Here is a 25,450-nt window from a genome sequence, read left to right as displayed (position 1 = left end):
GTACCACCGGGCGCCCGTGTTCGTCCCTGACGAGCCCGTGATCAGGATCGGTGGCGCGGTACAGACCCGCCTTGTTGTCTCCGCTGATCCGCTCGACCCCGGCGGGCCGCAGTAACGAAATCTCACCCTCCGTGAGACCCAGCTCAGGTCGGGTCAGGTCAGCGGAGGTCCCGGCTGCGGGCTCGGGACTGGTTCCGGGCCCGGTGGGACCGGTGACGGGGAGGGACCCGGGTCCGGCGTCGGGGTCGGCGGTGATGGCGGAGGCGGCGGTGGAGTGGGTTCCGGGGACGGGGGTTGCGGAGTGGGGACCGGGGACGGATACGGGTCCGGCGGCCGGGGGTCCGGGCCGGGTGCGGGAGGTACGGGGTCGGGGTACGGGTCGGTCATGATGTCCTCCGGCGAGTCGCTCGGCGTCGGCTCTGGACTACTTCCCCGCGTACCCGACAGCGGTCTCCCCACTCACCCACCCGCCCCGTACTCACGCGCCCGTAGGTCGGCAAAGGGCCGGTGGGCCTAAGCGGTGCGCACCGCCACCGCGCCTGCGGCGAGGCCCGCGCGCGGGCTGGACAGCACCGGGACCGTGGTCGTCGTGAGGTGCTGCGCCGGGGCCATGGAGCCCTGGGCCAGAACGATCGCGTCGGCGTCGGCGACCGCGTCGATCGCGGCTGCCACAAGACGGGCGCAGCCCTCGGTGTCACCCGCCTCGAAGCGGGTCCAGGCGCCTTCGACGAGCTGGGTCCGCACCTGGACGGGCCTCCCGGCGCGACGGGCCTCGTCCTCGACCAGATCCGTCGTCGGACCGAACGTGCTCTCCACGGTGGCCAGGACGACGATCCGCGAGCCGGCGGCCACCGCGGCGGCCGCCATCGGACGGTCGGAGCGCACCACCGGCACCCCGGCCCCGGAAGCTGCCGCCTCCGCGATGGCGCCGATGGTCGAGCAGGTGCACAGAACGGCCCGCGCGCCCTCGCCGACGGCCTTGTCCAGCACCGCCCGCACCTCGTCCGCCACCGCCTCCGGACCCTCGTGGCGGGCCCGGGCCAGCAACTCCTCGTCGACGAAGTGCCGCAGGTCCAGGCCCTGGTGGTCCTCGTCACGCAGGGCGTCGAAGACCGGGACGTGCAGGGGCGAGGTGTGCAGGAGGGCCAGCATGCGGGCGGAGGCCTTTCTTCGAGTCTTCGAGTCTTCGAGCCTTCGAGCCTTCGAGGGAGACGGGTACCGGTCTCAGAACCGGTCCGGGTGCGCCACCAGCCAGCGCTTCGCCGCCCGCAGCAGTTCCGGGTCGGCCGCGGGGGCCTCGTCGGGATGGCGCTCGGCCCACTTGACGACGTACGGGCACAGCGGGGCCACGACGATTTCCTCGCGCTGGGCGATGCCGTACAGCTCACGGGCGAGCGAGCCCGCGATGCCCTTCCCCTCGTGGGCCGGTTCCACGATGGTGTGCACGGGAACCAGGGCGCGCTCGGGGGATTCGAGGACGAAGTACTCGACGTGGCCGACGACGTCGGCACCGTCGTAAGCCTCCAGGCGGCCCGCCGCCCGGTCGTCGCGGATCTCGATGTCGCTCATGAGCACGCTCCTGATGTTCGGCGGTCAGGCGGGCACGGCCTGCGGGCTGCGCTCCTGGTCCGAGCCCGGCACCGGCTCGGAGGGGTCGGCGCCCAGAGCCACGATGCGGTTGTCGCGGTCCACGTGCACGACCCGGGGTTCGAGTGCCCGCGCCTCGGCGTCGGTCACCTGAGCGTAGCTGATGATGATCACCAGATCGCCGGGGTGGACGAGATGGGCCGCTGCTCCGTTGATCCCGATCACGCCCGAGCCCCGCTCACCCTCGATGACGTACGTCTCCAGGCGCGAGCCGTTGGTGATGTCGACGATGTGCACCAGCTCGCCGGGCAACAGGTCGGCGGCGTCGAGCAGATCGGCGTCGATGGTCACGGATCCGACGTAGTGCAGGTCGGCCTGGGTGACGGTGGCTCGGTGGATCTTGGACTTGAACATCGTGCGCAGCATCGGGGCACTCCCAAAAGTAGGCTCCCTGCCTGCGTTTTTGCAGGTCAAGGGCTATTTTCACACCCTACAACGAGTCGCATATTCGGGCAGCTTTCCCTGGGTTTCTCAGGACTCACGCTGACCGAATGCTGACCATTCTGACGGTGCATCAGGCGCCGGAAAGGGAACTCGGGGTCGTCCTCACGCCCCGGGGTGCCCCTCACAAACGGCCGCGATCAGCGTACGCAACGCCTCTCGAAGACGCTCGTGACGATCGCCACAGCAGGGCTCGCCTACCGCTGCAGTACCAGCCCGGAGTGCGATGGCAGTACGACCTCAGCAACGAGGTGGTCGATGTGCTTGTCTCCAGGGTCACGGGACAACTGATCCGGCGGTCCTGGACAACTCACCGTGGGGACGAACGCCCGAACCGCCGACCGTGATCCTTCGGCCCCGCTCCGGTCACTTCGGCAGATCGGCGGAGAGGAAGGGAGCAAGGAGCGCGAATATCGCGTCGGGGCGGTCGAGAGGGATGATGTGGCCGCAGTCCTGGAGATGGTGTCCGACCAGGTCATCGGCGATGGGACGGAGTTGGCGTTCGAGCCCGGTGCCGACGGGATGCGAGCCGACGGCCATGGTGGGCATGGTCAGCCGAGCCGTCGCGACTGCGTCCTGGATCTGCTGCGCGCTGGTGGGCAGGGCCCGGTAATAGGAGAACGCGCAGCGCAGTGCCTCACCCCCGGTGTACGCGTGGACGAAGGCCGCGCGGATGTCCTCGGGTACTCCTCGCCCGAGCGTCCCCGAGTCGAGGAACCAGTCGACGTACGGGGCCTCGTTGCCGGCCAGGACGGTCTCAGCGAGGCCGGGGACGGCGTGGAAGCCGAACCACCACGGGGCACCGCCCGCGACGACGTGCTCTGCTCCGGGCAGGCGGCCGAGCAGTGCCTCCATCACGACCAGGCGCCGGACGAGGCCGGGCCGGCGCAGCGCGAGCAGGACGGCGGGGGCGGTGCCCGCGTCGATGCCGACCACCGCTGCCGAGGGCTCGCCGAGTGCGTCGAGCAGCCCTTCGGCGTCGGCGGCGAGGGTGCCTGCGTCGTAACCCTCGACGGCGCGTGCACTGGCACCGAAGCCTCGAAGGTCCGGGGCGATGACCCGGTACTGCCCGGCCAGTCGGCCCATGATGCCGCTCCAGAGCTGCCAGGTGTGCGGGAAGCCGTGCAGCAGGAGAACCGCGGGTCCGTCCCCGGCGATTGCGACATTGAGTTGGACGCCGTTCGTCGCGATGCGGCGCAGGTGGTGTGCGGTGGTGACGGGCATGGCGGCTCCTCCGGATGGTTACCATTGGTGACCACAGAACGATAGGTAACTGACCGACCGCTTCCTAGACGGCACTTTCAGGGAAGGTGGTGAGCCACAGGTGACCACCCGAGGAGCCCAGACCTCCGGTCGCGGGGTACGCGGCGATCTGTTCGATCCCCATTGCCCGACGCGGCAGTTGCTGGACCGCATCGGTACGAAGTGGACGTCCATGGCCGTCAAGACGCTCGCCGATGCCGCACCGGACGAGGTGCGCTTCGCGGAGCTGAGACGCCGGATGCCTGGCGTGTCGCAGAAGATGCTGTCCGTGACGCTGCGAAGCCTGACCCGCGACGGGCTGGTGGCGCGCCGGGTCGAACCGACCGTGCCGCCGCGGGTCTTCTACCGACTCACCGGACTCGGGCTGTCCCTGGAAGCCGCGCTTGCGGGGCTTCGGACCTGGGCGGAGGAGCACATGGCCGAGATCGACCGCGCCAACGAAGCCGCCGCCCAGGAGGCCGATGAGGGGTAGGCAGGCACGTCGTTTCACTTCGACGGGCAGGGCACGGCGACGGCCGCGCACGCGATGAAGCGGTACTGCGGGCTGCGGGCTGCTGGGCGAGCAGGAGATGGAGGGGGATGTCGCCGGCGCAGTGGCTGGCGGCGAAGGAGCTGGTGAAGGACGACGGGGAGATGGTGTTCGAGGACGGCATCTCCCGGTTCTGCCCGAAGCGCCAAGATCCTGAAGTCGGCCGTCGAGGGCACCTATCTGCGGTGGCTCTTGGCCCGGGCTCCTCGATTCGGGTCGTACTCGGGCCGCACCGCGGCCACACTGAGCTCATGATCGGGGATGCAGCGAGGAGAAGAGCGTATGAGCGAGCAGCCCGACCGATACGAACTGAGAGCGCGGCAGCTCCGCATTCTGGCGGGCCTGCACCGCAAGCGTGCTGCCGAGTTGGAGAAGGCGGCCGAAGCAGCCTTGGCCAGCCGGTCCATGCGGCGCCTCACCGAGATGCTCACGGAGGCAGAGGTGCGTGACCTTGCTGAACATCCGGACTTGGCGGAGCTGAACGTACAACTGGAAGGCTTCTACGGCGCGGACACGGAGCGCCCGGGCGAGGAGCCCACCACATGAGCATCTGGTCCAGCATCCCCGGACCCGACATCCTCGCCGTCAACGGAGCCGACGACGCGGCCAACCACCGGGCAGAAGGCGAAGCGACGATCACCATCGACGTCGCCACGACCAGCCACGACCAGCCACGACGATCACATCCGGCTCGCGCCGTTCGACGGCGGGGCGGACGCCGACGCGCTTCTGTCACCAGCCACCGCACGGCTGCTCCGTGACCGACTCGACGCGGCGTTGACTGCTGCGCGCTGACGATCGCATGACGAAGGCCCCGCCCAACCAGGCGGGGCCCCACGGATTTCCCCCTACTTGTCCAACGAGTCCAGCATCTTCGACTCGTCGAAGTTCCCGTCCGAGTCCGCCCACCGCGTGCTGGGGGAATCGTGTGGCCGTGGGGGTGACGTGAAGGCGGCATGTCTCAGCTGTGACTTCTGGGCACCTTCGCGCACTCCGCCGGTGCATCGTCGACGCCGGCGTCTGCGTTGTCGTGGAGCGGCTTTGTCCACGCGTCGACGCACGCCTTCTGCTGCTCGGCTGCGGAGAGCTTGGGTGTTTTCACCGTGACGGTCACGGTCCTTGCAGGCTTCTCGTCGGACGACCCGGAGCAGCCGGCCGGCGCCGGCGCGGCGGCAGCGAGTGCCGCAACGGCGGTGAGGCGGCGCATCGCGGTCAGTCCCAGCCGCCGAGCAGCCCGGAGTTGAGCTGCGCGTCGCAGATGTTGTAGCCGCCGGACGCGTGGCCCTTCTTGGTGTGGCCGTCGACGGTGACCGAGCAGTTGATGTCGCCCGAGCCCTGAAGCTGTGCGGTAAGGCTGTAGTACAGGGCGTCCTTGTTCAGGGGCAGGGTGGCCTCGAACTTGCCGTTCTTGAAGGTGCCCTTGCGGGTGTCGGAGTCGGATCCGTATCCGATGTCGAGACCGCCCAGGGCGCCGGCGGGAGCGGTGCCCCACGCCTTGAAGGTGACGACCTGCTTCGCGGGCTTCGTCTCCGCCTTCGTTTCGCTGCTCTTGGCCGTGCCGGCGCCAGCGGGCTGGTCCTTCTTCGAGGACGCACTGGCCTTGACGCCGTTGGGGCTACTGGACTTGTTCGACTTGCTGTCGCCGCCGCCGGCGATGGCGGCGATGATCGCGATCACTACGAACAGGCCGACGATGCCGAGACAGCCGAAGCCTACGGCCTTTCCGACGCTGCGCTTCTTCGGCGGCTGCGGGGGGAACGGAGGCTGCCCGTACGGCTGCTGAGGTCCGCCCCATCCGGGCTGCTGCGGCGGGTACTGCTGGTCGTTCATGGGATCCCCTGAGGCCTGGTTCAGTAATTGCGAGGTGTGTGACTTGTAAAGGCCGTGTGTGGTTGCAGCCAATCGGCGCGATTCACCTAATCGTGATGAACCCCGCCGATCGCCCGTTCGAAGGTCAACACCCGCGTTCGCGGCGCATCCGCTCGCACGCCTCCTCGATCACCGGCTCGGGCGGCACGGCGGCTCGGCGGCTCGGCGGCTCAGTTCAAGGTGACTCGATGTCGGCGAATCACCGGCGTCGGGCCTTGGCTTCAGGCGGTCGGCAGGCCCTGGTCTCCAAGGGCACCGCTCCGACTCCGACTCCGGCTCCGTCCCCGGCACCGGCGAAAGGCCACCCTGCGGCAAAGGCCGCGGCACTGCCCGCCGCGGGCCTGCTGCCCGCCCAGGCCCAGAACGATCACCCCGCCGCGCCGCCGCCGCACACCACCGGTGCCTCGCCGCAGCGGGCGACCGTCACGTCCTCGGGGACCGGGCAGAGCAGTTATCTCTCCGTCCAGACGTCCGTGAACTCCACGAACGTGTACTGGAGCCAGAGCAACCTCACCGTCACGAGCATCAAGAAGCTCAGCGCGCTCAAGGTCGTCGTGCACATAGCCCAGACTGGCGGTGTGGCGAACACCGGCGTGTCGACGTCGCTCGGGGACAAGGCCACGGTGCATGCCGCAAAGGCCTCGGACGGGGGAGCCGACTACGTCGTGACGCTCAACGAGGGCATCACCCTGGACCCCGGAACCTTCTACTTCCAGTTCGGCTACAACCACGCCAAGGGCACCCGCGACACCGGCCACGACCTGTGGGCCGTCGCCACGACGGCCACCGGTTCCGGGGTTCGGAAAGCCGGCAGGGACGCTACTGACCGCTCTCCGGCGGACGTAATCCGGTACCTGGACTTTCCTGGTCCTGGCTCAGTCGGGGTGCTCGGGCGCGACCGCGGTGCGGGCAGCGAGCACCCTCCCCCTGCCCCTGCCCCTGCCCCTGCCCCTGCCCCAGCCCCTGCCCCAGCCGAGCTCGCGCCGGTACCCACTCAGCATCGGTCGGGCGGTACGCCTCGCACTGGAAGCAGGTCTGGCGGTTGTCCTGTCTCGATCACCGGGATGCCGTCGGGCCCCCGGTCTCCGCTTGAGGCGAAGCCTCAGCAGGCGGGCCGGCGCCCGGCGCGCGGAAGATACGTAACCGAGTTACGTAGATCCACGGTTGTCACGTCTGGGCGCGGCTCGGAGGCTCGTCCTCATGACTCCACTCACCCCCGCGTCGCCCGAGGTCGCCGACCTGGCCGTACGCCACCGGCTGGGGGCGCTCCAGGGCGTGTTCGCGCCGAAGCGCCTGCGTCGGGCGGTGTACGCCGCCCATGTCTTCAACTGCCTCATGCTCATGGCGTTCTTCTTGGTCCCCGGGCTGCTGTACTACTGGTTCTCCATGCGCCGCTTCCCCGATTTCAGCCGGAAGCGGGCCGCCCAGCGGCTGCACCTGTTCGAGGCGGGGCTGGTCGTGCACCCGCCGTCCGGCGGCGAGCCGGTCGCCCTGCGCTGGGACTCCCTGCGCCTCCGGCAGGAGATCGTCCAGCTGGTCATCAACGGCGTCCCCGCACCGACCAAGTACGTCTACTCGGCAAGCGCCCCCGGCCATGGCTCGGTGCGGATCACGGAGTTCTACGAGGATCCCGACGTCTGGGGTGCCCGGATGCAGGACGCGGTGGTGCGCGCACAGGGGCCGGCCGTGCTGGAGACGCTTCGCGAGGGCGGCACGGTCCCGTTCGGAGCGCTCTCGCTCTCCCGCACGGCCGTGAGCGCCCAGGGGAAAGGCAGCCTGCCCTGGCCGAAGGTCAGGGAGGTCGGTGCCTCGGGTGGCCTGGTCCGCATCATGACCACCGGCTCCACGGGCGACCCCGTCCGCTGGTCCCACCACGCGGCCAAGGACATCACGAACCTGCACCTGTTCCTGGCCGTCGCTCACCGCCTGCACGAGCAGTCCGCCGCCTGACCGTCCGGCCGACCCGCCTTCACCTGGCGGCCGCCTCGGCGATCACGCCCACGAGCAGTGCGGTGAGGACACCGGTGTCCGGGGTCGAGGTGCAGAGCCTCGCGCCGCTGACGGATCAACAGGTCGCGGCGGCCTGGCCGGCCATGGCCGCGACGGTCCGGGCACTGCTGCCCGAGCTGCGTTCCTGACCGCAGCACGGCGGACGGTCCGGGCGTCGGCGGCCCGCTGGGTGGGACCACTGCGACCGGTCAGACGGCCGGCCGGTGGACCACTCGGCCGAGTGCGCGCGGCAGTGCCGCCCGGGAGGGGATGTCGAGCTTGCGGTAGATCCTCCCGAGGTGGGTTTCGACCGTCCTGGTGCTGACGAAGAGCTGATCCGCGATCTCCTTGGTGCGTTTGCCCTCTGCCGCCAGTTCCGCGATCTCCCGCTCTCGCTCGGTGAGCAGGACCACCGTCGCCGGGGCGCTCGCGTCCTGCGCCGTTGCGACCGCCGCACCGGTGGCGACGCATGACGCGGGCAGCAGGGTCCTGACCCTTGCCGCCTCCTCACGGATCCGCTCGGCGCCACAGGCCCGAGCGGCCTTTCCCGCCGTGTCGAGCCACTCCAGCGCCTGCTGGCTGCCATGGGCCGCGTGGGCCGAAGGCGCCCCGATCACCAGGGTCCAGGCGTGTTCCACCGGCAGCCCCGCACGGCGGAACGACTCCGCGGCCTCGTGAAACAGCCCTGCCGCCAGGTGGTGTTCTCCCTCGGCGGCGTGGAGCGCGGCGCGGGCTCTGCGCACGTACTGCTGTTGCAGCGACAGCCCCAGCTCCTCGGCCACGGCCTCCCCCGCCCTGGCCCAGTCGCGTGCGGCGTCGATGTCACCGCACCGCAGTGCCGCGACGGAGGCGAGCGCCAGAAGAGAGGGCTGCCACGCCCGCAGCAGCCGCTGCAGCCGCGGGCCGCCCTCCTCGACGAGGGTGCGCAGACAACCTGCCGGATCCCCGCCGAGGAACTGGGCGTGGGCGCGCAGGCCGACCGCCACGGTTGCCCGCCAGCCCCTCTTGCGCAGGGCGAGGAAAAGCCCTTCCCCGGCGAGTTCGAGCAGCCGGTCGGTGTCCCGCCGTGGACGTATCCACAGCAGCCCCGTCGCCCGCAGGATCATGGCGACCCCGGCGGCTTCGTCGACCCCGCTCGTCCGGGCGAGCAGTTCGGCCTCCCCGGCACGGCGGCAGAGCGACTCCAGACGCCCCGTCAGCTGGTCGAGATGGCACAGGGCCACCAGTTGGTTGATCCGGATGAACCTGCGGGTGGCACCCGTGGTTGCCTGCAGTCCTCGTTCCAGATGCCGGTAGGCGTCATGGAAGCGCTCCTGGAACAGCTCCGCGCAACCGAGCATCGCCAGGACGTCGGGCATGGTGACGGCAGCGGCGTCCGGCAGGGCGTCCACGATCCGCGCGCACTCGGTGACCTCGGCGACCGCCTCGGGCAGCAGCCCGAGCTGGGTGTCGCCGAGGGCGCCAAGGGCACGCAGGTAGGGCGCCGCCGGGCCGCCGGCCTCAGCAGCCTCCGCCGCCTCGCGGACCACGTCACGTGCCTCGCCGTAGGCGCCGCGGAACAACTGCACTCGCCCGTATGCGGTGATCAGTTCGGCCGCCGGCGCCGGCAAGGGAACCGGCAGTGGGCGGGGTACGAGGTCCAGTGCCGTCCGGACCACCGCTTCGGCCTCCTGGTGGCGGCCCAGCAACCGCTCCAGCTCTCCGCAGACGGCGTAGGCGCTCAGCCGAAGGTCCACGGAGAGATCCGACTGATGCCTGAGCAGATCGTGCACCAGGGAACGGGCTTCCTGCAGGCGGCCCACGGCACTGAGCGCCCGGCAGTGGTCGAGCACCAGCACGACCCGGGGGGCGCTGATCCTTTCCCCGGCGGGCAGGTGGTCCAGTGCCAGGCGCAGCCAACGGGCAGCGACGGCCGGGGACTTGGCCATCGCCTCCGCGGCGCCGTCGACCAGCACCTGCCGGGCCTGCGCACTGCCCGCGCCCACCAGGTGCTCGGCCTGCCGGGCACGTCGGAGCACCGGCGCTCCTCGCCTGGTGAGCAGATCCAGGGCCCGCCTGTGGGAGTTGACGCGCAGGGACGGCGAAGCGTGCTCCAGGGCGACGTGGCCGAGCACCGGGTGTCGGAAGACGTAGCCGCCGCCCCAGGACAGCGGCCGTATCAAGTCCGCTTCGACGAGCTCGGTGAACGCTGCGAGGGTTCGTTCCAGGCCGAGTTCGGAGACCGCGGCGACGTCGTCCGGCAGGAAGGGATCGCCGAGAACGGCGGCGACCTGGACCGAGAGTGCGGCGTCAGCGGTGATGGAGTCCAGCTCGGTGACGACGGAGACGGCCTCCCGGCGCATGCCGTCCCGGTCCGGTCCGGCGCTCAGCGGCCACACGTCCGGGTCCCACCGCGCCGCGACCAGGATCCGCAGCATCCGCGGGTTGCCGCCGGAGGCGGCGTGCAACTGCTCGGCGTATGTGGCGTCGACCACGGGGGCCGGGGAGTCGCGCCAGTCGGTGTACGCATGGTCTTGCGCCGAGTGGGAGAAGGCGTGCCGGGATGTTGTGTCCGTCTGGGGCCCCCGGGACCCCCCGTCGCCGAGCAGAGCGGATATCGCCGGGAGGTCCAAGGAGGGCGGGGCCAGGCGGATGACCGAGCCGGTCTCGACTCCGTCTTCGAGCGCTTGTCTCAGGACCGGGCCGGACTGCCGCGGGCGGTGCGCCAACGCCAGGACGAACGGGCCCGGCGGAGGTGTCCGCACAAGCTGCGCGATCAGTCTCTCCGACTCCTCGTCGCACAGATGAACGTTGTCGAGAACCAGCACGCCGCCCTGCCGCGCCGCCCAGCGCCCCAGCACGCTCCGCACCTCGGCGCCCGCCCCGGCGCCGAGCCCTCCATGGGCGATCGGGGAGTCCCTCGCGTCCAGGACATCCAGCACCTCTCTGATGACCTGGCCGGGTTGCGTCGTCGTGCGCGCGGCGTGGGCTCGCGCCACCAGGGCCCCTGTCCCGGCTGCCCGCTCGGCGAGCAGGGCGAGCAGGGCGGTCTTGCCGATCCCCGGCTCGCCGGTGACCTCCAGGACCGTTCCCCGCCCGTCGGTCAGATCCTTTACGACCGCGGAGAGACACCCGATCTGAGTGTGTCTGCCGACGAGAGCAGCGCCGTTCTGATGGGCCGGATCCTTGGGGGGCAAGTTTCCTCTCCCTTCCCTCGGATGTGCACACGAGCCAGGACGCCTTCTGTTGTCGATTCGGATATTAGGCCATCACATTGCACGACTTGTGACGTGCGGGAAGGCAGGAGCCGGCAACCACCGCGGCTCGGCGGTGTTTTCGCGTTGCACTGGACAAGGTCGCGCGTGGTCGTGCGTCAGAGGAGGAAAGACCCCAGCCGACACACGGCTGGGGTCCCTTGATGCGGTGAGTATCGGTCAGCAGATGGAGTCTGCCTGCGCCGTGAACCGCTCGACTACGCGTCGGCGGACCGACCGCACCGCATCGCGATCACCGTGCATCAGGCGGTCAGCGCTGCAGGGTGAGGACGCCCGGCCGCCACGGCAGTTGGTCGTAGGGGCCGTTCGCGGTGGGGGACTTGCCCTGGTAGAGGAACTGCAGGTTGCAGGGGTCGATGGTCATGGTCTGGTCGGGGTTGTTGCGGACCAGGTCACCGTGGCTGATGTCGTTGGTCCAGGTGGCACCGCTGTTGGCCTTGCCCGCGAAGGGGTTGCTCTCGCTGGCGGCCTGCGGGGTCCACGAACCGCTGAGGCTGGTGGCGGTGAACGAGCGGAAGAAGCGCTGCTCATTCGCACCCCGAGCCTCAACGATCATGAGGTACTGGTTCTGCCCCTGAACCTTGTAGACCTGCGGCGCCTCGAACAGGTTCTTCACCGTGTCGCTCATGACCGTCGTGTACGACGAGCCGAAGTTGCCCGGGAAGTTCCCGATCGGCATGCTCGCCCGGTAGATCTTGCCGTCGTCACCGGCGAAGAACAGATACATGTTCTGGTCGTCGGCGATCAGGGTCTGGTCGATCGGGGCGGAGTTGGGGATGCTGCCGGTGAACAGCGCCTGGGGCGAGGACCAGCCGTTGGGGTTGGTGGGGTCGCTCGACGTGCGGTAGATGAAGGGCGACGCACCCCACTGGGACGCCAGCACCCAGATCTTCTTGGGCGCGAAGTAGAACAGCGTGGGCGCCACCGTTGACTGACTCATCCCGGTCTGGCCGGCCGACGCCATGTCCGACCAGTTCGTGAAGGGGCTGAACGCCATCGAGCCGTACCCCGATCCCGACACGTTCGAGGCGTAGACCAGGTGCTTGCCGTTGTACACCACGTTGGTGAAGTCCTTCAGCGAGACCCACCCGTTCGCCGGCTGCGCCAGCGCACCTGTCGACGTCCACCGGTACGTCGAGGGAAGAGAACAATTGCCGGGAGGGGTCGTCCCGGACAGGCCGGTCCACTTCTGGTTGCTGCCGCCGTTGCACGTCCAGATCTCCACCGCCGTGCCGTTGGCCGTACCGGAGCCCGTGACGTCAAGGCACAGCCCGGACTCCACGCCGACGATCGTGCCGTCGGAGTTCACTCGCCACTGCTGGTTGGCACCGCCGCTGCAGCTCCAGATCTGCACCCGGGTACCGGCCGCGGTGGCGTGGCCCGGAACATCCAGGCACTTGTTGCCGTACACGGTCAGCTGGTTGCTGTCCGTCGACGTCCACTGCTGGTTGGTCCCGCCCGAGCAGTCCCAGGTCTGCAGGTACGTGCCGTCGGTCTGGCCGGCGTTCGGCACATCGAGGCACCGGCCGGAACCAACTCCGCGCAAGGCGCCGCTGGTTGCCGCCTGAGCCGGGCCGGCGACGAGCATCGCCGCCAACGTGGCCAGGACCGCGACCGCCGCGGCGAGCACCACGGACAGACGTCCGCGGCTGAACAAACTTCGTCTGCGCATGGGGACCTCGTAATCCTTGAGTAGGCGGCTTCCGGGTTGGTCCGTCAGAGGCCGTCCGGGCTTTGGGGACTGTTGGGGCTGTCCGGGCTTACGGCTTCACGGTCGCGACGACTGAAGAAGGAATGATGAGGCCATGACATGTGCAACGTGCGGATGCTCCTTGCGGCTCGGTCGTTGCGGTGGGCGTGACCCGGTCCGGAGTTGCCCTGCTGTGCGAGTGGAGCGGCTCTGGCGCGTTCGACACATCGAACAGGAGCCGAAGTGTCGAGCAATTTGGATGATTGGGGAACCGGTGAACGGCGTCAATACTTCTCGCAATATTCGCGAGTGACTCCGAAACATTCGAAGGGCTTATGGCGCCGGAGCGGACGACCGGGTCGCGCTGCCGACCGGGTTGGCGCGGGGTGATCCCCCCGCTGACCGCTTCGGCCGGCAGAGCGTCGACCGGGGACCGGCGGTTGCCGCCGGCAGCCCGTAACCGCTCTGTCTGAACGGCCAGTTGCACGACCTCGACGGCGATCCGGAGAGGCGGCGGCTACGGCGTTACGTCCCGTCGACCTCAGGGCGAGGCATCACTCTCGGCCAGTTCCTTGATCGCCCGCAGGCGGTTGCCCCATTGGGCGGCGAGGTCGTCCAGCCACCTCGTCGCATGCTTCAACGGGCGCAGATCGGCCTCGTAGCGAACCTCACGTCCCGACCGGTGGGCGCGGACCAGGCCCGCGCGGTCGAGGACGGCCAGGTGCTTGGCCACCGCCTGCCGGGTGACGGGAAGGCCTGCCGCCAAGGAGGTCGGCGTCGCGCCGCCTTCGCGAGTGAGGGCGGCGAGGATCTCCCGGCGGATCGGATCGGCCACGGCCACCAGGACGTCCTCCGGGGACGCGGCGGCCTCGGCGGTACGGGTCACGGTGCGATCCGTTCGCAGTCCGCGCGCAGGCGGTCGAGCTTGCCGGGCCAGTTCCGGCTGTTGGCGCGGTGGCGTACGGCTGCCTCGTCGTCCGGCAGTCCCAGCCGCGCGAATCCGCTCTCGACCATGGTGAGGCGCGTACCCCCCGTCGCATCCTCCGCCAGGGTGAACTCGACCCTGGTGGCGTTGACCTCGTCGGGCTCCTCTCCCGCGGCTCCCTGGGACCACCGCCAGGAGAAGAGGCGCGACGGTTCCACCGTCTCGATGCGAGCGGGGATGGTGCCGTGGACTCCGTGGTCGAAGACGAGGAGGCCACCCGGGCGCAGGTCGATCTTGACCGGCTCTCCGCTGCCGAACCAGCGGCCCAGGAATCCGGGTTCGGTGAGTACGGTCCAGACCCGCTCCACGGACGCGTTGATCACGATGGTGCGTTCGATCGTGTCGGGAATCACGGCAGCCTCGTCTCATCGTTGCGTCACAGCCGGATGCGCTACCGACAGGTTGCACGTTCCCGAGTAGATGCGCAACCAACAGGTTGCACGTTAAGCAAGCCCGCCGTCCGCCCAGTCCTCGATCAGGCGGACCGTGCGGCGCGGATGTTCCTCGTGCAGGTAGTGCCCGGTGCCGGGCCAGTGGTCGACGCGGGATGCGGCTGTGCGCAGGGTGCCGCGCTCCCATGCAGCCGCTTCGGCCGACGTCCAGACCGTCAGCGCCGGTTGTGTGCGGCGGCGCAGGTGGGCCTCGCTGGCCGGGCGGATGCCGACGGCGCCGTCGTCGATGTACATGCCCGCGTAGGCCTGGGCTATGACGTGGCCGGGGGTGCCGAGCATGGTGCGTACGTGGGCGGTGCTCAGGCCCGTCGGCGCGGCCGGCCCGAAAGCCGCCGCCACGAAGGCGGCCGCCGCCTGTGCGCCGCGTTCACGGTAGGCGGCCAGTCTGGCGGGGATCTGCTCGACCTCCTCGCCGTGGGCGCCGTGGGCAGGGTCGAGGGCGATCACCGACCGTACGGCGTGCGGATGGTGGACGGCGAGGAGGTTGACGACCTGGCCGCCCATGGAGTGGCCGACCGCGATCACGGGACCGGTGCCCAGGGCCTCGGTCAGCGCGGCCAGGTCCGCCGCCATCTCCACCGGGGTGTTGCCCTCCGCCGGCACCTCGGAGCGGCCGTGCCCGCGCAGATCGGGCACCACCACCCGGAACCGGCCCGCCAGCGCCTCGGCATGCTCCGACCATTCCCGGCCGTCACCGCCCCAGCCGTGCACCAGCAGCAGGACGGGAGCGTCGACCGGTCCGCGGACGGTGTGGAACAGCCGGATACGGCCGAGGTCGGTCACGTGACTCTCCCTGTGCGGGGCCTGGCAAGGACTACGCCACAGCCTCCCCCGCCGAGGCGATCTCCGTCACCTCTCCCGCCGGCTCCTCGAACTGCGTTCGGTACAACTCCGCGTACCGGCCCTCGGCCGTCAGCAGTTCCTCGTGGGTGCCGCGTTCCACGATCAGGCCGCCCTCGATCACCAGGATCATGTCCGCCGCCCGCACCGTGGACAGCCGGTGGGCGATCACGACCGCCGTCCTGCCCTCCAGGGCCTCGGTCAGGGCCTCCTGGACGGCGGCCTCCGAGGTGTTGTCGAGGTGGGCGGTGGCCTCGTCGAGGATGACGACGCGCTGACGGGCCAGCAGGAGGCGGGCGATGGTCATGCGCTGGCGTTCGCCGCCGGAGAGACGGTAGCCGCGCTCGCCGACCACCGTGTCGAGGCCGTCGGGCAGGGACCGTACGAGATCGTCGAGACGGGAGCGGCGCAGCGCGTCCCACAGCTCGGACTCGGTGGCCGTGGGGGCGGCCAGGAGGAGGTTGGCGCGGACGCTGTCGTGGAAGAGGTGGCCGTCCTGGGTGACCATGCCGAGGGTCGAGCGCAGGGAGGCGGCGGTCAGGTCGCGGACGTCGGTGCCACCGAGGCGTACGGCGCCCTCGTCGACGTCGTACAGGCGTGGCAGCAGTTGCGCGATGGTCGACTTGCCGGCGCCGGACGAGCCGACGAGGGCGACCGTCTGGCCCGCTTCGGCGCGGAAGGAGATGCCGTGCAGGACCTCGGCGCCGCCTCGGGTGTCGAGGGACGCCACCTCCTCCAGGGAGGCCAGGGAGACCTTGTCGGCGGAGGGGTAGCCGAAGCGGACGTCGTCGAACTCGACGGACACCGGGCCGTCGGGCACGGCGTGCGCGTCCGGTTTCTCCTCGATGAGGGGCTTGAGGTCGAGCACCTCGAAGACGCGCTCGAAGCTGACGAGGGCGCTCATCACCTCGACGCGTGCGCCGGCCAGCGAGGTGAGCGGCGCGTACATGCGGGTCAGCAGCAGTGCCAACGACACGACCGCGCCCGGTTCGAGGCGGCCGCGCAGGGCGAACCAGCCGCCGAGGCCGTAGACCAGGGCCAGCGCCAGGGACGACACCAGGGTCAGCGCGGTGATGAAGGCGGACTGGGCGGTCGCCGTGCGGATGCCGATGTCACGGACCCGGCGCGCGCGGGCCGCGAACTCCTCGGACTCCTGCCCCGGGCGCCCGAAGAGCTTGATCAGCGTGGCTCCCGGTGCGGAGAACCGCTCGGTCATGCGGGTGCCCATCGCCGCGTTCAGGGTCGCCGCCTCCCGCTGCATACGGGCCATCCGGCTGCCCATGCGCCGGGCGGGCACGACGAACACCGGGAGCAGCACCAGCGCGAGGAGGGTGATCTGCCAGGAGAGCGTCAGCATGACGGCGAGGGTGAGCACGAGGGTGACCAGGTTGCTGACCACTCCGGACAGTGTGTTGCTGAACGCACGCTGGGCGCCGATGACGTCGTTGTTGAGACGGGAGACCAGCGCGCCCGTACGTGTGCGTGTGAAGAACGCGACCGGCATCCGCTGCACATGATCGAACACAGCCGTCCGCAGATCGAGGATGAGTCCTTCCCCGAGCGTCGCCGAAAGCCGCCTGCCGAGAATGCCGAGGGCCGCCTCCACGACCGCGATGAGCGCGATGAGCAGGGCCAGGTGTACGACCTCGCCCTCGTCGCCGCCCGACACGATCGCGTCCACGACATGTCCGGCGAGTACGGGGGTCGCGACGGCGAGCAGCGCGGTCACCACCCCGAGCGCCACGAACTGCGCGATGCGGACGCGATGCGGACGGGCGAAGGCGGCGATGCGGCGCAGCGTGGCGCGGGCGAAGGGGCGGCGTTCCTGCTCGGCGTTCATGACACTGTGCAGCTGTGTCCAGGCCGTGGTCTCCATGCTCATGAGAGAGAACTTAGAACCTCAAGCAACATTGAGGTCAATCCTTTCCTGACGTCCCCCCGCTCGAAGGACCCGATGACCGTACGCAAGCCGCCGTCCCGCCTCCAGCCGCTGTCCCGCCTTCAGCCGCTGTCCCCGCTTCCGCAACCCGCCGTTGGCGCGGACTGGAAACCCTCTCGGGATGTGACCGCTGTACACCTTCCCCGAGGACCCCTCCCCCCAGGACGATTCCCCCGACGCGTCCCGGCCCGCGTGATCCGGCAGATCCTGTGCCTGCTTCCGCTCCTGCTCGTCTCCGTCGTGGCCGTGCAGCACCGGTCCGTCCTCGTGGAGGGCTTCGGACATCTGCGGGCCGCGGAGTGGCCCTGGCTACTGGCGGCGGTCGGCGCGACCTGTCTGACCTGGGTGGCGGCCGCCTGCACACGGCAGGGCGCGGTCGTGGACCGGCTGCCCAAGAGGCGCCTGCTGGCCACCCAGTTCGCGGCGGGCTCGGCCAACCACCTGCTGCCGACCGGCCTCGGCGCGGGCGCGGTCAACCTGCGGTTCATGACCGTGTGCGGGATTCCGCTCGCCCGTTCCTCCGCCGCGCTCGCCCTCTACCTGCTGGCGGAGTCGGTCGCCAGGCTGGGCCTCCTGGCAGGGCTGCTGCTCGCCTCCCCGGGCGCCCTGCGGTTCGGCACGCTGCTGCCCGACGGGTCGGTGCTTCCGCTGCTGATCGCCGTCGGCGCCGTCGTGGTCGTGGCGGTGGCCGTCCTCGCTCTCGTACGACGGCTTCGCACCGCCGTCCTGTCGTTCCTGCGCACGGCGCTGAGCGAGCTGCGCTCGGTGCACACCCGTCCCTCCCGCGCTCTCGCCCTCTGGGGCGGTTCGCTCGCCTTCCCCGCGCTGCAGGCGGCCGGACTGGTCCTGGTCGGCCTGTCACTGGGGCTGCCGGTGCCGCCCGTCCACATGGCCGTGGCGTATCTCGCGGCGACGGTCGCGGTCGCCCTGGTCCCGACACCGGGCGGCCTCGGCTCGGTGGAGGCCGCGCTGGTCGTGGCTCTGGTGGCGGCCGGCAGCCCGGTGGCCGTGGCGACGGCGGTGGTGCTCGCCTACCGGATCATCACGGTGTGGCTGCCGCTGCTGCCGGGGGCGCTGACGCTGGGCGCGCTGGTCCGGCTGAAGGTGATCTGAGCCGCCCCCCGTAAGGACGCGTGGAGTGTCCGAACCGCGTCGTCCGGGAGCCCTCGACGTTCGAACCCCTGTGCCGTATACGGCAGGATGAGCGGTCGCACTTTTCCGCAATCGTCGAGCAGGTGGCAACGTGACGCGACTTCACATCCGGTATTCCGCGGCGGCCTTCGCCGCAGATCGGCTCCCCGGGGGCGACCGGTGAACCGAGCACTCACCGTGGACGACCTGGTCATTGCCGGAATCGCGCTGGCGGCGGGCCTGTTGGCCGCGTTCCTGCTGCGCATGCTGCTGCGCTGGCTGGGCAAGCACGCCGACCGCACCCGCTGGAGCGGCGACGACGTCATCGTCGACACTCTGCGCACCGTCGTGCCGTGGGCCGCGGTCGTCGGCGGCGCCGCCTCGGCGGGCGCGGCGCTGCCGCTGACCAGAACGGTCCAGAACCACGTCAACCAGGCATTGACCGTGGTGCTCATCTTCGTCGTCACGGTGACGGCGGCCCGGGTGGTCGCCGGTCTGGTGCGGGCGGTCACCGCGTCGCGCTCCGGGGTCGCCGGATCGGCCACGATCTTCGTGAACATCACCCGGGTCCTGGTCCTGGCGATCGGCTTCCTGGTGGTGCTGCAGACGCTGGGCATCTCCATCGCACCCCTGCTCACCGCCCTGGGCGTCGGCGGTCTGGCGGTCGCGCTCGCACTTCAGGACACGCTGGCCAACCTGTTCGCGGGCATCCACATCCTCGCCTCCAAGACCGTGCAGCCCGGCGACTACATCCGGCTGAGCAGCGGTGAGGAGGGCTACGTCGAGGACATCAACTGGCGTCAGACGACCGTGCGCGCTCTGTCCAACAACCTCGTCGTCATCCCCAATGGTGAGCTCGCGAAGTCGAACATGACCAACTTCATGCGTCCCGAGCAGCAGTTGACCATCCTGGTCCAGGTGGGGGTCGCCTACGACAGCGACCTGGAGCACGTCGAGCGCGTGACCATGGACGTCATCGCCGAGGTGATGACCCAGACCACCGGCGCGGTCCCGGACCACGAGCCGGCGATCCGCTTCCACACCTTCGGCGACTCCCGGATCGGCTTCACGGTGATCCTGGGCGTGGGCGAGTTCAGCGACCAGTTCCGGATCAAGCACGAGTTCATCAAGGCACTGCACAAGCGCTACCGCGAGGAGGGCATCCGCATCCCGGCGCCCGCGCGGACGGTGGCGCTGCAGCAGGGGCCGGTGTCCATCCCGCAGCAGCGCAGCCCCGAGGCGGCGGTCGTCGAGGCGGGCGAGATCTCCCCCGCCCGCCTCGACTGAACGGCCGCCCCGGGTCAGCGAGTCACCGCGGTCAGAGCGTCGCGGAGTTCTCGTGGTAGTGCCCGCCCCTGCGGCTGTGCGGTGAGGCCAGCGCCGACTGCACCGGCGTGACCGTCCAGTCCGGGTGGCCGGGCATCCGCGGCGTCTTCGTGCCGTACAGCCAGTCCTTGAGGAAACCGGACTGGTCCTGGCCGGAGACCTCCGAGGCGACGGCTATGTAGTTCTCCGTCGTCGCCGCGGAGTTGCGGTAACGCGCGAGGAAGGTCTGCTCGATCCTGGTGAAGACGTCCTCGCCGACGGCCTGGCGCAGGGCGTACAGGACGAGCACGCCGCCCAGGTAGCGCTGGCTGTCGAACAGGTTGGCCTCGTTGGGCGCGGCCACCGGGCCCGAGTCGTGGCGCCACTGGTCGCCGCGGGCGTACGTGTCCTTCATCCGGGCTTCCATCGTGGTCAGGCCGAGGGAGTCGGTCCAGCCGCGCTCGTAGCGGTACAGCAGCCCGTAGAAGTCGGCGTGGCCCTCGTTCAGCCACAGGTCGGCCCAGTTGGCGGGGCTGACGAGGTTGCCGAACCAGGAGTGCACCAGCTCGTGCATCATGTGCGAGCCGATGTTCTTCTCCGCCTGCAGCAGGAAGTTCGGCTTGTACAGGGTGAGGGTCTGCGTCTCCAGGCCCGTGAAGTCGAAGGCGTTGGCGGCGTCGGAGTTGCAGGGCAGCAGCCCGTACGTCTCGAACGGGAAGGCCCCGAGCCGTGCCTCGATCCACTGGACGAGGTTCGGGGTGAGGGCGAGCGCCGGCTCGAGAGCGGCGGCGCGGGCGGTGGGCACGACGTCCCGCAGCGGCAGCCCGTTCGGGCCCTGCCGGTCCTTGATGACGTAGTCGCCGACGGTTATCTGCACCAGCTCGGTGGCTATCGGCGAGCGGGACTTGTACGAGTAGGCCGTCCGGCCGCCGGACAGGCTCTTGGTGCCGGTGAGCACGCCGTTCGCGACACCGCGCAGCCCGCTGGGGACCGTGATGCAGAAGGAGAAGTCCGCCTTGTCCAGGGGATGGTCATTGCACGGGAAGGCCGTGTGCGCGGAGTTCGGCTGCGGGCACAGCGCGAAGCCGTCCGGCGTGGCGACCCAGGCGGTGTGGGCGAGCGTGCCGCGCGGGTCGACGGTGTAGGTCACGATGACGCTGGCCTGCGCCTGCGCGGCCAGGGCGGTCGCGGGCGTGACGCGCAGCTTCTCGCCGGACTGCCTGAAGGCGACGTTGCGGCCGTTGACCCGGACCGTGCGGATGTCGAGGCCGAGGGCGTCGAGGGAGAAGCGGCTCAGGGCCTGAGTGGTCGTCAGCTCGATGGTCGCCACCGCGTCGACCAGCTTCGTCGTCTGGTCGTAGGCGAAGTCGAGGTGGTAGGACGAGACCCGGTAGCCGTCGTTGCCCAGGCTCGGGAAGACGGAGTCACCCAGGGTCTCGGCGCCGGGTGTGCCGCCGTCCTTCAGGGCCGAAGGACTGGCGTACGCCGCGGACCCCGTGGTCATTGCCGCGGCCGTACCGATCAAGGCGGCCACAGGGGCCGTCACTCTGCTGCGATATCTCATGGTCAGCTTTCGCTCGGGCGGCCGGGAGGTCAGTTCCGGCCGTCGACGATCAGTGCACGATCTCTTTCCAGGACCAAAGATCGGCGGCTTTGGTTGCACGGCGGGGCAGCGGATCGGGTCCCGGAGTGTGGGACGCGGGGCCGGGCCCCTGTCGAGCCGGACGGGATCACGAGATATCTTGATGTCGAGCAATGTTGCAGACGTGGAGCGGAGCACCCGGTGACTGACTCGACCATCTTCTATACGCACACTGACGAGGCCCCGGCCCTGGCAACGTATTCCTTCCTGCCGGTGGTCCAGGCGTACGCCTCGCAGGCGGGCGTCGCGGTCCAGACGCGGGACATCTCGCTGGCCGGGCGCATCATCGCCGTGTTCCCGGAGTACCTGACCGAGGACCAGCGCATCCCCGACGCCCTGCACGAGCTGGGCGAGCTGGCCAAGACGCCCGCGGCCAACATCATCAAGCTGCCGAACGTCTCGGCGTCCATCCCGCAGCTGAAGGCCGCCGTCGCCGAGCTGCAGGGCCAGGGCTACGCGCTGCCGGCCTACCCGGACGACCCGAAAACCGACGAGGAGCGGGAGATCCAGTCCCGCTACGACAAGATCAAGGGTTCCGCCGTGAACCCCGTCCTGCGTGAGGGCAATTCGGACCGACGCGCCCCCGCCTCGGTCAAGAACTACGCCAAGACCCACCCGCACCGCATGGGTGCCTGGTCCGCGGACTCCAAGACCAACGTCGCGACCATGGGCGAGAACGACTTCCGCTCCACCGAGAAGTCCGCGGTGATCTCCGAGGCCGGCTCGCTGAAGATCGAGCTGGTCGGCGAGGACGGCACCACCACCGTGCTGCGCGAGTCCGTACCGGTCCTCGAGGGTGAGGTCGTCGACGCCTCCGTGATGCGCGCCGCCGCGCTGAACGAGTTCCTCGCCGCGCAGGTCGCCCGCGCCAAGGCGGAGGGCGTCCTGTTCTCCGTGCACCTCAAGGCCACGATGATGAAGGTCTCCGACCCGATCGTCTTCGGCCACGTGGTGCGCGCCTTCTTCCCGAAGACCTTCGCGAAGTACGGCGCGACGCTCGCCGCGGCGGGCCTGTCCCCGAACGACGGTCTGGGCGGCATCTACAAGGGCCTGGAGGCCCTGCCCGAGGGTGCCGAGATCAAGGCCTCCTTCGACGCCGAGCTGGCCGACGGTCCCGCGCTGGCGATGGTCGACTCCGACAAGGGCATCAGCAACCTGCACGTCCCGTCCGACGTGATCGTCGACGCCTCGATGCCGGCCATGATCCGCACCTCCGGCCACATGTGGGGCCCGGACGGCCAGGAGGCGGACACCCTCGCGGTCCTGCCGGACTCCTCCTACTCGGGCGTCTACCAGGCCGTCCTCGACGACTGCCGTGCCAACGGCGCCTACGACCCGTCGACGATGGGCTCGGTCCCGAACGTCGGCCTGATGGCGCAGAAGGCCGAGGAGTACGGCTCCCACGACAAGACCTTCGAGATCAAGGCCGCCGGCACGGTTCGCCTGGTCGACCAGGCCGGCAACGTCGTCCTGGAGCAGCCGGTCGCCCCCGGCGACATCTTCCGCGCCTGCCAGACCAAGGACGCCCCGATCAAGGACTGGGTGAAGCTGGCCGTCACGCGTGCCCGCGCCACCGGGAACCCGGCCGTGTTCTGGCTGGACGAGACCCGCGCGCACGACGCCAACCTGATCGCCAAGGTCAACACCTACCTGACCGAGCACGACACCGAGGGCCTGGACATCCGCGTCCTGGCCCCGGTCGAGGCCACCAAGCTGTCGATCGAGCGCATCCGCCGCGGCGAGGACACCATCTCGGTGACCGGCAACGTCCTGCGTGACTACCTCACCGACCTCTTCCCCATCCTGGAGCTGGGCACCAGCGCCAAGATGCTGTCGGTGGTCCCGCTGATGGCAGGCGGCGGCCTGTTCGAGACGGGCGCCGGCGGTTCCGCGCCGAAGCACGTCCAGCAGCTGGTCAAGGAGAACTACCTGCGCTGGGACTCGCTGGGTGAGTTCTTCGCGCTCGTCCCCTCCTTCGAGCAGTACGCCACGGCCACGGGCAACACCCGTGCCAAGGTCCTGGCCGACACCCTCGACCGCGCCACGGCGACCTTCCTGAACGAGGACAAGTCGCCGACCCGTCGCGTCGGCGGCATCGACAACCGCGGAAGCCACTTCTTCCTCTCCCTGTACTGGGCGCAGGAGCTGGCCGCGCAGACCGACGACGCGGACCTGGCGAAGGCCTTCGCCCCGCTCGCCGAAACGCTCGCCGCCAACGAGCAGAAGATCGTCGACGAGCTGCTCGCCGTGCAGGGCAAGCCGGCCGACATCGGCGGCTACTACCAGCCCGACCCTGCCAAGGCCGCCGCGGTCATGCGCCCCTCGGCCACCTGGAACGAGGCGCTCGCGTCCCTGGGCTGACGCGGCAGGCCTGACGGCCCGCTCCTGATTCCGCCCCGGCAGGCATCGCGCCTGCCGGGGCGGACTCGTCCCGTGCTCCGCCCGGCCCGGCCGCCGTCGGCGTGAACGGCTGAGCGCCGCCGCCGACAGCAAGTTGACGGACCGTCACCCGCCCTGGTGCCGACAGGCGTTCGTTCGGTCGCCCCTCATGTCCCGACCTCCGCCGCAGCCGACCGCACGGCTCGCAGGCTCTGCGAGATGGCGTTGGCCGCGGCGTGGACGTGGTGGGCAAGCCGGGCCGGCTGGTGGACCATGCCGGAGGGGGCCACGACCCCGACGGCCGCGACGACGGCGCCGCGGCCGTCGCGTACGGGGACGGCGAATCCGCCCCGCCCTTCGGCCAGCGTGCCGTGGACGGCCGCGTGCCCCTCACGTCTGATCCTGCCCAAGAGGCGTTTCAGTGCGGGGCCGTCCGTCAGGGTGAGCGGGGTGTAGGCGGTCAAGGGGCCATCGCAGACCTCGTTCTGAACGATTTGGTCGGCGTGGGCGAGCAGCACCAGGCCGACGGCGGTGGCGTGCAGGGGAACGCGGCTGCCCTGGGGGCTGCAGTGGGGGAATCCGGGGTCGTCGTAGACGAAGGACAGGCACACGCTTTCGCCGCCGTCGCGGATGGCGATCACCGCGGCGCCCGAGGTCTGCCCGTGCAGGGCGATCAGATGCGGCTGCGCAGCCTCGACCAGCGCGGAGGAGCGCGGCGCCAGAACGGCCGTCTCCCACAGGCGCAGTCCGATGCTGTACAGGCCGTCGGCGCACCGCTCCAGGGCGCCCCAGGTGTGGAGCTTGCTGACGATGCGGTGCACGGTGGCCAGGGGCAGTGCGGCGCGCCGGCTGATGTCGCTGAGGGTCAGCGTCGGATTGTCCCGGTCGAAGGCGCCGAGGATGGTGAGCGTCCGGTCGACGACGGACCGCTCCGGAGCGGCGGAGTGGGGGGTGATCATCCCGTTCAGAGTCCCTTCGCATGCACTGCAGAGCGGCGTTGACACGTGCTGAGCAGGGATTACCTGTGTTGGGCGACCACCTCTATGATTCAAGCCGAAAGTTGACACTGAAAGGTCGATTCCGGAACGCTCATGGTCGATTTCGCATCGTTACCAATCCCTGTCGTGCCCTACATGCCTGTCTGCCGACCGGGCCTCGCCATTGCGATGGCGAGCCTGGGCGAGCTGCGTGGCATCGGCGGCATGGACTTCCTCGCCTCTCCCCACCAGCTCGACTTCCACCAGATCGTGCTGGTCACCGCGGGGAGGGGAACGTACGAGATCGACTCCACACCGCTGGAGTGCAAGGCCGGCACGCTGCTGTGGACCCGGCCCAACCAGGTGATCCGATTCCGCCCCCAGCCGGACATGGACGCTGACGTCATCATGTTCACCGAGGCGTTCCCGCTCAAGATGACCGTCCACATGGGCATGCTCGACGATGTCCTGCGCCCCTCGCACTGGCAGCTCTGCCCTGTCGAACTGCCCGTGTTCCAGCGGGTCCTGAGCGTCCTGAAGGAAGAGTTCGCGCGACCCGACCAAGGGTTCGGCGAAGAACTGCTCAGACACCTGCTGGCCGTGGTACTGCTCCACATCGACCAGCTCTGCCGCAGCCGCCACCACCAGATGAAGGCCAGCACCCTCAGCACTGACCAGAGCGAGCTCTTCCTCCGCTTCCGCCATGAACTGGACCGGCACTACCGCGACACGCGGCTGGTGGAGGACTACGCCAACGCCCTCAACTGCAGTACGCGTGCCCTGGCTCGGGCCTGCCGGACCGTCGCCGACACCTCCGCCAAGGACGTGATCGACGCCAGGGTCGCACTGGAGGCGCGGCGTCTGCTGGCCCACACGGATCTGCCCATCACGGCCATCGCCCGCCAGCTCGGATTCTCCGAAGTCACCAACTTCGGCAAGTTCTTCGCGCGCCGCGTGAGTATGACACCGGGCGCCTTCCGGCGTGAGTCGAAGGGTAACCAGTAGTAACCCGCCGCCCATGGGCGGCTTTTAACTTCCCCGTAACTTTGGAACGCGGCACCCGCACGCCCGTAAACGTGGATTTCTTTCCACTGGCCGGAAGGCCTGTTGTTAAAGAT

At 69.9% G+C, this 25,450-nt stretch carries 22 protein-coding genes; 8 read left to right on the top strand and 14 right to left on the bottom strand.

Annotation, left to right across the window (positions count from 1 at the left end):
• Window positions 1-513: 513 nt before the first annotated feature.
• The 4 genes from OG870_RS40230 to OG870_RS40215 form a co-directional block, all read right to left on the bottom strand.
• The gene (locus OG870_RS40230; RefSeq protein WP_266591903.1) at window positions 514-1,152 is read right to left on the bottom strand and encodes an aspartate/glutamate racemase family protein; all 639 of its coding nucleotides are present in this window, start codon (window positions 1,150-1,152) and stop codon (window positions 514-516) included.
• Between the two features lie 72 nt (window positions 1,153-1,224).
• Window positions 1,225-1,569, bottom strand: a complete 345-nt coding sequence (locus OG870_RS40225; RefSeq protein ID WP_266591902.1) for a GNAT family N-acetyltransferase — start codon at window positions 1,567-1,569, stop codon at window positions 1,225-1,227.
• A gap of 24 nt (window positions 1,570-1,593) precedes the next feature.
• The gene (gene panD, locus OG870_RS40220; RefSeq protein ID WP_108012227.1) at window positions 1,594-2,013 is read right to left on the bottom strand and encodes an aspartate 1-decarboxylase; all 420 of its coding nucleotides are present in this window, start codon (window positions 2,011-2,013) and stop codon (window positions 1,594-1,596) included.
• A gap of 441 nt (window positions 2,014-2,454) precedes the next feature.
• Entirely contained in the window at window positions 2,455-3,312 is an 858-nt protein-coding gene (locus OG870_RS40215) for an alpha/beta fold hydrolase (protein WP_266591901.1), read from the bottom strand.
• 100 nt (window positions 3,313-3,412) lie between these two features.
• Between OG870_RS40215 and OG870_RS40210 the strand changes: the two genes are divergently transcribed.
• The 3 genes from OG870_RS40210 (at window position 3,413) to OG870_RS40200 (ending at window position 4,641) form a co-directional block, all read left to right on the top strand.
• Window positions 3,413-3,823, top strand: a complete 411-nt coding sequence (locus OG870_RS40210) for a winged helix-turn-helix transcriptional regulator (RefSeq protein WP_327691999.1) — start codon at window positions 3,413-3,415, stop codon at window positions 3,821-3,823.
• A gap of 339 nt (window positions 3,824-4,162) precedes the next feature.
• Window positions 4,163-4,426, top strand: a complete 264-nt coding sequence (locus tag OG870_RS40205) for a hypothetical protein (RefSeq protein WP_266591900.1) — start codon at window positions 4,163-4,165, stop codon at window positions 4,424-4,426.
• On the top strand, window positions 4,423-4,641 hold the full coding sequence (locus OG870_RS40200) for a hypothetical protein (RefSeq protein WP_266529084.1): 219 nt from the start codon (window positions 4,423-4,425) through the stop codon (window positions 4,639-4,641). Before OG870_RS40205 ends, OG870_RS40200 begins: the two co-directional genes overlap by 4 nt.
• Before the next feature lie 200 nt (window positions 4,642-4,841).
• Here the strand turns inward: OG870_RS40200 and OG870_RS40195 are convergent, their stop codons facing one another.
• Both OG870_RS40195 and OG870_RS40190 read right to left on the bottom strand, forming a co-directional pair.
• The gene (locus tag OG870_RS40195; protein WP_266842653.1) at window positions 4,842-5,087 is read right to left on the bottom strand and encodes a hypothetical protein; all 246 of its coding nucleotides are present in this window, start codon (window positions 5,085-5,087) and stop codon (window positions 4,842-4,844) included.
• 5 nt (window positions 5,088-5,092) lie between these two features.
• Complete coding sequence (locus OG870_RS40190; RefSeq protein ID WP_266842655.1) at window positions 5,093-5,710, bottom strand: hypothetical protein; 618 nt, start codon at window positions 5,708-5,710, stop codon at window positions 5,093-5,095.
• A gap of 1,239 nt (window positions 5,711-6,949) precedes the next feature.
• On the opposite strand from OG870_RS40190, the gene OG870_RS40185 reads away from it, so the two are divergent.
• Window positions 6,950-7,699 carry a DUF6585 family protein gene (locus OG870_RS40185; RefSeq protein WP_327667657.1) on the top strand — a complete coding sequence of 250 codons (750 nt, stop codon included), beginning with the start codon at window positions 6,950-6,952 and terminating at the stop codon, window positions 7,697-7,699.
• 248 nt (window positions 7,700-7,947) lie between these two features.
• Here OG870_RS40185 and OG870_RS40180 read toward each other — a convergent pair whose 3' ends face one another.
• The 6 genes from OG870_RS40180 to OG870_RS40155 all read right to left on the bottom strand — a co-directional run bounded on the left by OG870_RS40180 (window position 7,948) and on the right by OG870_RS40155 (window position 16,841).
• Window positions 7,948-10,914: a helix-turn-helix transcriptional regulator gene (locus OG870_RS40180; RefSeq protein ID WP_327691998.1), complete on the bottom strand. Its 2,967-nt coding sequence runs from the start codon at window positions 10,912-10,914 to the stop codon at window positions 7,948-7,950.
• Window positions 10,915-11,242: 328 nt separating this feature from the next.
• A complete protein-coding gene (locus tag OG870_RS40175; RefSeq protein ID WP_327691997.1) occupies window positions 11,243-12,664 on the bottom strand; it encodes a non-reducing end alpha-L-arabinofuranosidase family hydrolase in 1,422 nt (473 codons plus the stop codon).
• Between the two features lie 559 nt (window positions 12,665-13,223).
• Window positions 13,224-13,568, bottom strand: coding sequence for an ArsR/SmtB family transcription factor (locus OG870_RS40170; protein ID WP_266591894.1), 345 nt, complete (start codon window positions 13,566-13,568; stop codon window positions 13,224-13,226).
• The gene (locus OG870_RS40165; RefSeq protein ID WP_266591893.1) at window positions 13,565-14,020 is read right to left on the bottom strand and encodes an SRPBCC domain-containing protein; all 456 of its coding nucleotides are present in this window, start codon (window positions 14,018-14,020) and stop codon (window positions 13,565-13,567) included. The genes OG870_RS40170 and OG870_RS40165 overlap by 4 nt, the downstream gene beginning before the upstream one ends.
• Before the next feature lie 90 nt (window positions 14,021-14,110).
• Window positions 14,111-14,902: an alpha/beta fold hydrolase gene (locus OG870_RS40160; protein WP_266591892.1), complete on the bottom strand. Its 792-nt coding sequence runs from the start codon at window positions 14,900-14,902 to the stop codon at window positions 14,111-14,113.
• Between the two features lie 31 nt (window positions 14,903-14,933).
• Window positions 14,934-16,841 (bottom strand): ABC transporter ATP-binding protein, encoded by a 1,908-nt coding sequence (locus OG870_RS40155; RefSeq protein ID WP_266591891.1) that lies wholly within the window; start codon window positions 16,839-16,841, stop codon window positions 14,934-14,936.
• A 180-nt stretch (window positions 16,842-17,021) separates the two neighbouring features.
• Here OG870_RS40155 and OG870_RS40150 point away from each other — a divergent pair, with 180 nt between their 5' ends.
• Together OG870_RS40150 and OG870_RS40145 are read left to right on the top strand one after the other, a co-directional pair.
• Window positions 17,022-18,011 carry a lysylphosphatidylglycerol synthase transmembrane domain-containing protein gene (locus OG870_RS40150; protein ID WP_405625722.1) on the top strand — a complete coding sequence of 330 codons (990 nt, stop codon included), beginning with the start codon at window positions 17,022-17,024 and terminating at the stop codon, window positions 18,009-18,011.
• Between the two features lie 198 nt (window positions 18,012-18,209).
• Window positions 18,210-19,316, top strand: coding sequence for a mechanosensitive ion channel family protein (locus OG870_RS40145; RefSeq protein WP_266591889.1), 1,107 nt, complete (start codon window positions 18,210-18,212; stop codon window positions 19,314-19,316).
• A 31-nt stretch (window positions 19,317-19,347) separates the two neighbouring features.
• Here OG870_RS40145 and OG870_RS40140 read toward each other — a convergent pair whose 3' ends face one another.
• Window positions 19,348-20,898: a M1 family metallopeptidase gene (locus tag OG870_RS40140; RefSeq protein WP_266591888.1), complete on the bottom strand. Its 1,551-nt coding sequence runs from the start codon at window positions 20,896-20,898 to the stop codon at window positions 19,348-19,350.
• A 219-nt stretch (window positions 20,899-21,117) separates the two neighbouring features.
• Between OG870_RS40140 and OG870_RS40135 the strand changes: the two genes are divergently transcribed.
• On the top strand, window positions 21,118-23,337 hold the full coding sequence (locus OG870_RS40135; protein ID WP_266529128.1) for an NADP-dependent isocitrate dehydrogenase: 2,220 nt from the start codon (window positions 21,118-21,120) through the stop codon (window positions 23,335-23,337).
• 185 nt (window positions 23,338-23,522) lie between these two features.
• Here the strand turns inward: OG870_RS40135 and OG870_RS40130 are convergent, their stop codons facing one another.
• On the bottom strand, window positions 23,523-24,314 hold the full coding sequence (locus OG870_RS40130) for an IclR family transcriptional regulator (RefSeq protein ID WP_266591887.1): 792 nt from the start codon (window positions 24,312-24,314) through the stop codon (window positions 23,523-23,525).
• A gap of 174 nt (window positions 24,315-24,488) precedes the next feature.
• On the opposite strand from OG870_RS40130, the gene OG870_RS40125 reads away from it, so the two are divergent.
• Window positions 24,489-25,337: an AraC family transcriptional regulator gene (locus OG870_RS40125; protein ID WP_266591886.1), complete on the top strand. Its 849-nt coding sequence runs from the start codon at window positions 24,489-24,491 to the stop codon at window positions 25,335-25,337.
• The last annotated feature ends 113 nt before the right edge of the window (window positions 25,338-25,450 follow it).

It is taken from the genome of Streptomyces sp. NBC_00461 (assembly GCF_036013935.1).
Taxonomy (GTDB): Bacteria; Actinomycetota; Actinomycetes; order Streptomycetales; family Streptomycetaceae; genus Streptomyces.
The sequence above is the reverse complement of the archived record's forward strand: the minus strand, read 5'-3'. Positions and strand labels throughout refer to the sequence as shown.

What these genes read in the sequence shown, in the direction of transcription:
- OG870_RS40195 (WP_266842653.1), bottom strand. Translation starts at nt 5,087, where the DNA reads ATGCGCCGCCTCACCGCCGTTGCGGCACTCGCTGCCGCCGCGCCGGCG.
- OG870_RS40190 (WP_266842655.1), bottom strand. Translation starts at nt 5,710, where the DNA reads ATGAACGACCAGCAGTACCCGCCGCAGCAGCCCGGATGGGGCGGACCT.
- OG870_RS40230 (WP_266591903.1), bottom strand. Translation starts at nt 1,152, where the DNA reads ATGCTGGCCCTCCTGCACACCTCGCCCCTGCACGTCCCGGTCTTCGAC.
- OG870_RS40215 (WP_266591901.1), bottom strand. Translation starts at nt 3,312, where the DNA reads ATGCCCGTCACCACCGCACACCACCTGCGCCGCATCGCGACGAACGGC.
- panD (WP_108012227.1), bottom strand. Translation starts at nt 2,013, where the DNA reads ATGCTGCGCACGATGTTCAAGTCCAAGATCCACCGAGCCACCGTCACC.
- OG870_RS40130 (WP_266591887.1), bottom strand. Translation starts at nt 24,314, where the DNA reads ATGATCACCCCCCACTCCGCCGCTCCGGAGCGGTCCGTCGTCGACCGG.
- OG870_RS40155 (WP_266591891.1), bottom strand. Translation starts at nt 16,841, where the DNA reads ATGAGCATGGAGACCACGGCCTGGACACAGCTGCACAGTGTCATGAAC.
- OG870_RS40185 (WP_327667657.1), top strand. Translation starts at nt 6,950, where the DNA reads ATGACTCCACTCACCCCCGCGTCGCCCGAGGTCGCCGACCTGGCCGTA.
- OG870_RS40125 (WP_266591886.1), top strand. Translation starts at nt 24,489, where the DNA reads ATGCCTGTCTGCCGACCGGGCCTCGCCATTGCGATGGCGAGCCTGGGC.
- OG870_RS40205 (WP_266591900.1), top strand. Translation starts at nt 4,163, where the DNA reads ATGAGCGAGCAGCCCGACCGATACGAACTGAGAGCGCGGCAGCTCCGC.
- OG870_RS40140 (WP_266591888.1), bottom strand. Translation starts at nt 20,898, where the DNA reads ATGAGATATCGCAGCAGAGTGACGGCCCCTGTGGCCGCCTTGATCGGT.
- OG870_RS40175 (WP_327691997.1), bottom strand. Translation starts at nt 12,664, where the DNA reads ATGCGCAGACGAAGTTTGTTCAGCCGCGGACGTCTGTCCGTGGTGCTC.
- OG870_RS40225 (WP_266591902.1), bottom strand. Translation starts at nt 1,569, where the DNA reads ATGAGCGACATCGAGATCCGCGACGACCGGGCGGCGGGCCGCCTGGAG.
- OG870_RS40200 (WP_266529084.1), top strand. Translation starts at nt 4,423, where the DNA reads ATGAGCATCTGGTCCAGCATCCCCGGACCCGACATCCTCGCCGTCAAC.